Here is an 8,573-nt window from a genome sequence, read left to right on the forward strand (position 1 = left end):
ATTGTTGAGGTTATTTTTCGAAAATCAGCGATGCGTCGCAAAATAACCCTTGCGTCAGCCCGCGAGCATCGGATAGGTGAACAGGCTGAAGTGCAGCAGGTTCAAGCCGAAGTGAGTAGCGACGGCTGCTGTCAGTCCTCCAAAACGGTAGGCCAGGCCATAGCCGATCCCGGCCAGGCTGGCCAGCAGGACCCATTGCCAGCCTGCCCCGGCATGGGCCAGGCCGAAGATCAAGGAAGCCAGGAGCAGGGCAAGGTTTTCGCCATGGCGCAGGTTTTTCAGGCAACGGCTCAGGCCACCCTGGATGTAGCCGCGGAACAGCGCTTCCTCGACCAGTGTCACCAGAAGCAGATTGTTCAGTAGCCACAGCCAGGCCTGATCAGGCCATTTCGGCGCCCAGGCGATGACACCCAGCAGCAGCGCACCGCCCAGCGCCAGCACGGCACTCAAGGTCAGGGCCATTGCGGTGGCATACAGCGACAATCGAAGCGAACGGCGGCCGACAATCCACGGACAAACCAGCAACAGCCAGAAGCCGATCAGCGGTTTGTCCAGGTTCAGGTGCATGGCGAATGACGTGGCATCGTCGGTAAAACGCTGGGGATCGATAACGCGACCGTTGTAGAAACCGGGTAGCCAATGCGTCGCCAAGGCCAGGGCCAGGACGATGAACAGACCGTGGCCGAGGTAGCGGACAAAAGGGATCTCGCGCTGGCGAACTGCCGCGCCAGCGACCAGCAACAAGGACACCGTGATTGCCGAGAGCCAGCCGAGATGGCCGTAGGTCAGCGCCAGAGCGTAACCGAGGGAAAGCAGGGCCAGAAACGTCCATGGCAGGGCAATCATTTGAAGTCCTTAGAGATGAATGGGTTTTGTGGCGAGGGAGCTTGCTCCCGCTGGGCTGCGAAGCGGCCCCGATAACAATCAACCCGGTGTGCCGGATGAAATGCATCTGCAGGGCTGGCGACGGGAGCAAGCTCCCTCGCCACAGATGAGGAGTGTCCTGAGGGCTGCGATTATAAGCGTGACCCAAACAAAAACACCGCCCGAAGGCGGTGTTTGTATCAGCGCATGGCTAGGAGGCAATCAGCTGCCGCAACACGTAATGCAGAATCCCTCCGGACTTGAAGTACTCCACCTCATTGAGCGTATCGATGCGGCACAGCACCTCGATTTTCTCGCGGCTGCCGTCTTCGCGAGTGATGACCAGTGTCAGGTTCATCCGTGGCGTTAGCTCGACACCGGTCAAGCCGAGGATGTCCAGGGTTTCACTGCCGTTGAGGTTCAGGCTCTTGCGGTTCTGATCCAGCTTGAACTGCAACGGCAGCACGCCCATGCCCACCAGGTTGGAGCGGTGGATGCGCTCGAAGCTTTCGGCGATGACCGCTTTGACGCCCAGCAGATTGGTGCCTTTGGCCGCCCAGTCGCGGCTCGATCCGGTGCCATATTCCTGACCGGCAATCACCACCAGCGGGGTGCCCGATGCCTGATAGCGCATGGCGGCGTCGTAGATCGGCATTTTTTCCCCGGTGGGAATGTAACGGGTGTTGCCGCCTTCCTCGCCGCCGAGCATTTCGTTGCGAATGCGGATGTTGGCGAAGGTGCCGCGCATCATCACTTCATGGTTGCCGCGTCGCGAACCGTAGGAGTTGAAGTCCCGCGGTTCCACGCCTTTGTCGCGCAGGTATTGCCCTGCCGGGCTGTCCGCCTTGATGTTGCCGGCGGGGGAGATGTGATCAGTGGTCACCGAGTCGCCGAGCAGGGCGAGAATGTTCGCTGCGCTGACATCCTTGACCACGGGCGGCGGGCCGCCGATGTCGTCGAAGAAGGGTGGGTGCTGGATGTAGGTCGAGTCGTCCTGCCAGACATAGGTCGCCGCTTGCGGAACCTCGATCGCCTGCCATTGTTCGTCTCCGGCAAACACTTCGGCGTATTCCTTGTGGAACATGGCGGTGTTGACCTGATTCACCGCTTCGGCGATTTCTTGGCTGCTGGGCCAGATGTCGCGCAGGTAAACCGGTTTGCCGTCCTTGTCTTCGCCCAGCGGTTCGCGGCTGAGGTCGGTGCGTACCGTGCCCGCCAACGCATAGGCGACCACCAGTGGCGGAGAGGCCAGCCAGTTGGTTTTCACCAGGGGATGCACCCGGCCTTCGAAGTTGCGATTGCCCGAGAGTACCGATGCCACGGTGAGGTCGGCTTGCTGGATGGCTTTCTCGATGGGTTCCGGCAGCGGCCCGGAGTTGCCGATGCAGGTGGTGCAGCCGTAGCCGACCAGGGCAAAACCCAGTTCATCGAGGTAGCGGGTCAGGCCGGCCGCCTTATAGTAGTCGGTGACCACCTTCGAGCCGGGGGCCAGCGAGCTCTTCACCCAGGGTTTGCGTTTCAGGCCTTTTTCCACGGCCTTCTTCGCCACCAGCCCGGCCGCCATCATCACGCTCGGGTTGGAGGTGTTGGTGCAGGAGGTGATGGCGGCGATGACCACGGCGCCGTTTTTCAGGCGATAGGTCTGGCCTTCGTAATCGTAATCCGCTTCACCGGCCATATCGGCATTACCGACGGCGACGCCACCACCCCCTTCACTTTCGAGGCGGCCCTCTTCCTTGCTGGTGGGTTTGAATTGCAGGTCGACGAAGTCGCTGAAGGCTTGCGCGACATTCGGCAGCGACACCCGGTCCTGCGGGCGTTTTGGTCCCGCGAGGCTGGCTTCGACGCTGCCCATGTCCAGCGCCAGGCTGTCGGTGAACACCGGCTCCTGGCCGGGCAGGCGCCACAGGCCCTGGGCCTTGCTGTAGGCCTCGACCAGTTGCACTGTTTCAAGGGGGCGGCCGGACAGGCGCAGGTACTCCAGCGTGACGTCGTCCACCGGGAAGAAACCGCAGGTGGCGCCGTATTCCGGCGCCATGTTGGCGATGGTCGCGCGGTCGGCCAACGGCAGGTCGGCTAGGCCGTCGCCGTAGAACTCGACGAATTTGCCCACCACGCCTTTCTTGCGCAGCATCTGGGTGACGGTCAGCACCAGGTCGGTGGCGGTGATGCCTTCCTTGAGCTTGCCGGTGAGTTTGAAACCGATGACTTCGGGAATCAGCATCGACACCGGTTGCCCCAGCATCGCCGCTTCCGCCTCGATGCCACCGACGCCCCAGCCGAGCACGCCGAGGCCGTTGATCATGGTGGTGTGGGAGTCGGTGCCGACCAGGGTGTCGGGGAAGGCATAGGTGCGGCCGTCCTCGTCCTTGGTCCAGACCGTGCGACCGAGGTATTCAAGATTCACCTGGTGGCAGATCCCGGTGCCCGGCGGCACTACGCTGAAGTTGTCGAAGGCACTCTGGCCCCAGCGCAGGAACGCATAGCGCTCGCCATTGCGCTGCATTTCAATGTCGACGTTCTGCTCGAAGGCGCTGCTGCTGGCGAACTTGTCGACCATCACCGAATGGTCGATCACCAGGTCCACCGGCGACAGCGGGTTGATGCGCTGTGGATCGCCGCCGGCCTTGGCCATCGCCGCGCGCATGGCGGCCAGGTCGACCACGGCGGGAACGCCGGTGAAATCCTGCATCAGCACCCGCGCCGGGCGGTACTGGATTTCCCGGTCGGAGCGGCGCTCCTTGAGCCACGCGGCCAGTGCCTTGAGGTCGGCGCCGGTGACGGTTTTCTCGTCCTCCCAGCGCAGCAGGTTTTCCAGCAGGACTTTCAACGACATCGGCAACTTGTCCAGCTCGCCCAGGCTCCTGGCGGCGTCGGGCAGGCTGAAGTAGTGGTAGGTCTTGTTGCCGACTTGCAGGGTTTTCAACGTCTTCAGGCTATCGAGGGACGGCATTACGATCACTCCTTGAAGTCCGCACGGCTACGGACTGAGGGGACGGACAGAGCCTTAAACCTAGCCCTGTTTTCGGTAGCTGGCTAATAACTGGACTCTATGGACAGACCCCAGGTTCCGATCTCGGCTATCATGCGCCGGTTTTCGTGACAGGCTTTGCTTCAGGGCAAGCCTGGGCATCGTGCAGTGGCCGAAATTCATCGCCATTGCCCAGGAGTAAGAATGAACACCCTATTCATGCATTGCCGGCCGGGCTTCGAAGGTGAAGTCTGTTCCGAGATTTCCGACCTCGCCGCGCGCTTGAACGTGGCCGGCTACGCCAAGGCCAAAGCCGCCACCGCTTGCGCCGAATTCGTCTGCACCGAAGAAGACGGCGCCGAGCGCCTGATGCGCGGGCAGCGTTTCGCCGAGCTGATTTTCCCGCGCCAGTGGGCACGGGGGATTTTCATCGATCTGCCGGAAACCGACCGCATCAGCGTGATCCTCGCCCATATGGCGGACTTTCCGCTGTGCGGCAGCCTGTGGCTGGAAATGGTCGACACCAATGATGGCAAGGAACTGTCGAACTTCTGCAAAAAGTTCGAAGTGCACCTGCGCAAAGCGCTGATGGCCGCCGGCAAACTGGTGGAAGACGCTCACAAGCCGCGGCTGTTGCTGACCTTCAAAAGTGGTCGTGAGGTGTTCATGGGGCTGGCCGAGTCGAACAACTCGGCGATGTGGCCAATGGGCATTCCCCGTTTGAAGTTTCCTCGGGAGGCGCCGAGCCGCTCGACCCTGAAGCTGGAAGAGGCCTGGCATCACTTCATCCCGCGCGACCAGTGGGACGAGCGTCTGCACAGCGACATGACCGGCGTCGACCTCGGGGCCGCTCCGGGTGGCTGGACCTGGCAACTGGTCAACCGCGGCATGCTGGTGACCGCCATCGACAACGGCCCGATGGCCGAAAGCCTGATGGACACCGGTCTGGTGCAACACCTGATGGCCGACGGTTTCACCTTCAAGCCCAAGCAGCCGGTGGACTGGATGGTCTGCGACATCGTCGAGAAGCCGGCGCGCAATGCGGCGATGCTGGAAGAGTGGATCGGTGACGGCCATTGCCGCGAGGCGGTGGTCAACCTCAAGCTGCCGATGAAACAGCGCTATGCCGAGGTGAAGCGTCTGCTCGAGCGCATTGCCGAGGGTTTCAAGGCGCGGGGCATCAAGGTCGAGATCGGCTGCAAACAGCTGTACCACGACCGCGAGGAAGTGACCTGCCATTTGCGCCGGATTGATGTGAAGAAGCCCAAGTCCCGCTGACATACGGGGACCAATGTGGGAGCGGGCTTGCTCGCGAAGGCGTCGTGTCAGTCGACGTCAACGCTGCTGACACACCGCCTTCGCGAGCAAGCCCGCTCCCACAGGTCAGTGGTCATCCCACAAGGGAGGCGTAATGCCACAGGTGACCGAACACCCGGCAATGCGCGACAATGCCGGCCAGTTTCAGGAGTGAATCATGAGTGAAATGCTTGATACGCCGGTAGACGGCACCCTCGATGCCACCGGCCTCAACTGCCCCGAGCCGGTGATGATGCTGCACCAGCACATCCGTGACCTGGTGCCCGGTGGCCTGCTCAAGGTCATCGCCACAGACCCGTCGACCCGTCGTGACATTCCCAAGTTCTGTGTGTTTCTCGACCACGAACTGGTGGCGCAGCACGAGGAGGAGGGCACCTACCTCTACTGGATTCGCAAGAAGTCCGGCTGATGACACCCAAAAAAAGACCTGCAAACGCAGGTCTTTTTGTTTGTGCAGTCAGCCCGCCGAGCGGCTGTTACGAATTCGCCGGCGCGCACTGAGCGTCAGGCGGATCGACAACATCAGCGCCGCGCAGCTCAAACCGGCAATCAACCCTTCCCACAGCCCGCTCGGGCCACTGGCCGGACCGAACCAATCGGTCAGTCCCAGCACGTAGCCGACCGGCAGGCCGATGCCCCAATAGGCGAACAAGGTCAGGATCATGGTCACCCGGGTGTCCTGGTATCCACGCAACGCACCCGCGCAAATCACCTGGATGGCATCGGAAAACTGATACAGCGCGGCATACACAATCAACATCGACGCAATCTGGATCACGGCCTTGTCAGGCGTGTAGATCGAGGCGATCGGTTCGCGCAGCAGCAGGATCAGGGCCGCCGAAAACGCCGCGAACACCAGTGCCGCGCCGAGCCCGACCTTCGCCGCGAAACGCGCCTGCCAGGGATTGCCGGCCCCCAGTGCCTGACCGACGCGCACGGTCACCGCCATGCCCAGCGAATAAGGAATCATGAACAGCAACGAGCTGATATTGAGGGCGATCTGATGCCCGGCCACTACGGTAGAGCCGAGACTGCCGATCAATAGCGCGATGACCGCGAAGATGCTGGACTCGGCAAAGACGGCAATGCCAATCGGCAGGCCAATGCCGACCAGACGCTTGATCACGGCCCATTGCGGGCGGTCGAAGCGCACCAGCACCCGGGTGCGGGCATAGAAGGGGGCCCAGAAGGTCCAGCCGGCCATGCTCAACGCCATGAACCACATCACGATGCCGCTGGCCCAGCCGCAACCGACGCCGCCCAGGGCCGGTGCGCCGAAATGGCCGTAGATCAACGCATAGTTCAGCGGGATGTTCAGCAGCAGGCCGCACAAGCCGATGACCATGCTCGGGCGGGTACGCCCCATGCCATCGCTGTAGCAGCGCAATACGTAATAGAACGCCATACCGGGAAACCCGAAAGCGATCCCGTGCAGGTAACCCATGCTCGGCTCGATCAATTGCGGATCGACTTTCATCCAGTGCAGGATCGGCTCGGCGCCGAGCAGCAGGCCGCTACCGATCAAGCCGACACACAAGGCCAGCCACAGTGCCTGGCGCACCAGCGGGCCGATCTCGTCGAACTGCGCGGCGCCAAAGCGTTGCGCGACCTTGGGTGTGGTTGCCAGCAGAACGCCGGACATCAACAGGTAGACCGGAATCCAGATCGAGTTGCCCAGGGCCACCGAGGCCAGGTCCCGTGGGCTGACGCGGCCGGCCATCACCGCATCGACGAAGCCCATGGCCGTGGTGGCCAGTTGCGCGATCATGATGGGCAGGGCCAGGCCGAGCAGGCCCTTGAGTTCCAGGCGAACGGGTGTCGTGCGCGCAGGAGCGGTGGCGACGGTACTTTCAATAACAGGATTCAATAGCGAAACGTCCAAGAGGGTTTTGATGCACAGCCGCGCATTCTACGCGTTGACGCGGCAGTCAGGAAAAAGCTCGTGTTACCGATTTGTAATCAACCCTCTGTAGGAGCGAGCTTGCTCGCGATGAGCGTCAACGATGACGCGGGATGTCTGAATGAACGTGGCATCCTTGCGTCCATCGCGAGCAAGCTCGCTCCTACAGAGAGATGCGTCTAGGCGCGATGCGTCATCTACGCCTACACTGCCGATCCGCCAAAGGAGCCTGCCATGCTGATTGTTGCCGACGAAAATATCCCCCTGCTTGATGCCTTCTTTGAAGGCTTCGGTGAAATCCGCCGGGTGCCGGGTCGCGCCATCGACCGTGCCACGGTCGAGCAGGCCGATGTGCTGTTGGTGCGTTCAGTGACCAACGTCAATCGCGCGCTGCTCGAAGGCAGCAAGGTGCGCTTTGTCGGTACGTGCACCATCGGCACCGATCATCTGGACCTGGATTACTTTCAGCAGGCCGGCATCACCTGGTCCAGCGCACCGGGCTGCAATGCCCGCGGCGTGGTCGACTATGTGCTCGGCAGCTTGCTGACCCTGGCCGAAATCGAAGGGGTCGACCTGACCCGGCGTACCTACGGCGTGGTCGGCGCCGGCGAGGTGGGTGGCCGACTGGTCAAGGTCCTGCAGGGCCTGGGCTGGAAGGTGCTGGTGTGCGATCCACCCCGGCAGGCGACTGAAGGCGGTGACTACGTCAGCCTCGAGCAGATCATCGAAGAGTGCGACGTCATCAGCCTGCACACGCCGCTGACCAAGCAGGGGCCTCAATCGACCTGGCATCTGTTCGATGAAAAACGCCTCAACCAGCTCAGATCCGGTACCTGGCTGATCAATGCCAGTCGAGGACCGGTGGTCAACAACGCGGCACTGCGCGATGTGCTGCTGGAACGCGAAGACCTGCAAGCAGTGCTCGATGTCTGGGAAGGCGAGCCTGAAGTCGACGTGGCGCTGGCTGAGTTGTGCGTGCTGGCCACGCCGCACATTGCCGGTTACAGCCTCGACGGCAAGCAGCGGGGCACCGCGCAGATTTATCAGGCCTATTGCGATTTCCTCGGGCAACCGGCCCGCGTCAGCCTGAGCGATTTGCTGCCGGCACCCTGGCTGTCGCACGTGACCCTGAATGCGCAAAGCGACCCGGCCTGGGCCTTGGCGATGCTGTGCCGTGGCGTGTATGACCCGCGTCGTGACGATGCGGATTTCCGTCGCAGCCTTGTCGGCAGTGTCAGCGAACAGCGCGCGGCATTCGATGTGCTGCGCAAGAATTATCCTTCACGCCGTGAGATCGACGGGTTGCAGGTGCGGATCGAGGGGGATGCGCCTGAGTTGCAGCGGATTGTGGCGGCGTTGGGGGCGGCGGCAATCTGATAGACCGCGGCGGCCCTTTCGCGATGTAGAAACGGATACATCCTTTACAAACGAAACCGGGGACATCCTTTACGTTTTTGTGGGTTTGAAAGGCGGTTTTCACCGCTTTTCAAACGCCCTAAAAGGTAACTGCACAAATACACT

At 61.9% G+C, this 8,573-nt stretch carries 6 protein-coding genes; 3 read left to right on the forward strand and 3 right to left on the reverse strand.

Annotation, left to right across the window (positions count from 1 at the left end; translation table 11 throughout):
- Positions 1-54 precede the first annotated feature (54 nt).
- Together KW838_RS18515 and acnA are read right to left on the reverse strand one after the other, a co-directional pair.
- Entirely contained in the window at positions 55-846 is a 792-nt protein-coding gene (locus KW838_RS18515; protein WP_218502252.1) for a CPBP family intramembrane glutamic endopeptidase, read from the reverse strand.
- A 229-nt stretch (positions 847-1,075) separates the two neighbouring features.
- Positions 1,076-3,817: an aconitate hydratase AcnA gene (acnA, locus tag KW838_RS18520; protein ID WP_218502255.1), complete on the reverse strand. Its 2,742-nt coding sequence runs from the start codon at positions 3,815-3,817 to the stop codon at positions 1,076-1,078.
- A 222-nt stretch (positions 3,818-4,039) separates the two neighbouring features.
- Between acnA and rlmM the strand changes: the two genes are divergently transcribed.
- Positions 4,040-5,113 carry a 23S rRNA (cytidine(2498)-2'-O)-methyltransferase RlmM gene (rlmM, locus tag KW838_RS18525; RefSeq protein ID WP_218502267.1) on the forward strand — a complete coding sequence of 358 codons (1,074 nt, stop codon included), beginning with the start codon at positions 4,040-4,042 and terminating at the stop codon, positions 5,111-5,113.
- Between the two features lie 196 nt (positions 5,114-5,309).
- On the forward strand, positions 5,310-5,561 hold the full coding sequence (gene tusA / locus KW838_RS18530; protein ID WP_007974070.1) for a sulfurtransferase TusA: 252 nt from the start codon (positions 5,310-5,312) through the stop codon (positions 5,559-5,561).
- A 48-nt stretch (positions 5,562-5,609) separates the two neighbouring features.
- On the opposite strand, the gene KW838_RS18535 is transcribed toward tusA, so the two are convergent.
- The gene (locus KW838_RS18535; protein WP_102698745.1) at positions 5,610-7,019 is read right to left on the reverse strand and encodes an MATE family efflux transporter; all 1,410 of its coding nucleotides are present in this window, start codon (positions 7,017-7,019) and stop codon (positions 5,610-5,612) included.
- A 267-nt stretch (positions 7,020-7,286) separates the two neighbouring features.
- On the opposite strand from KW838_RS18535, the gene pdxB reads away from it, so the two are divergent.
- Positions 7,287-8,429 (forward strand): 4-phosphoerythronate dehydrogenase PdxB, encoded by a 1,143-nt coding sequence (gene pdxB, locus KW838_RS18540; RefSeq protein ID WP_218502270.1) that lies wholly within the window; start codon positions 7,287-7,289, stop codon positions 8,427-8,429.
- Positions 8,430-8,573 lie beyond the last annotated feature (144 nt).

This window comes from Pseudomonas sp. PDM27 (genome assembly GCF_019219205.1).
GTDB lineage: Bacteria > Pseudomonadota > Gammaproteobacteria > Pseudomonadales > Pseudomonadaceae > Aquipseudomonas > Aquipseudomonas laurylsulfatiphila.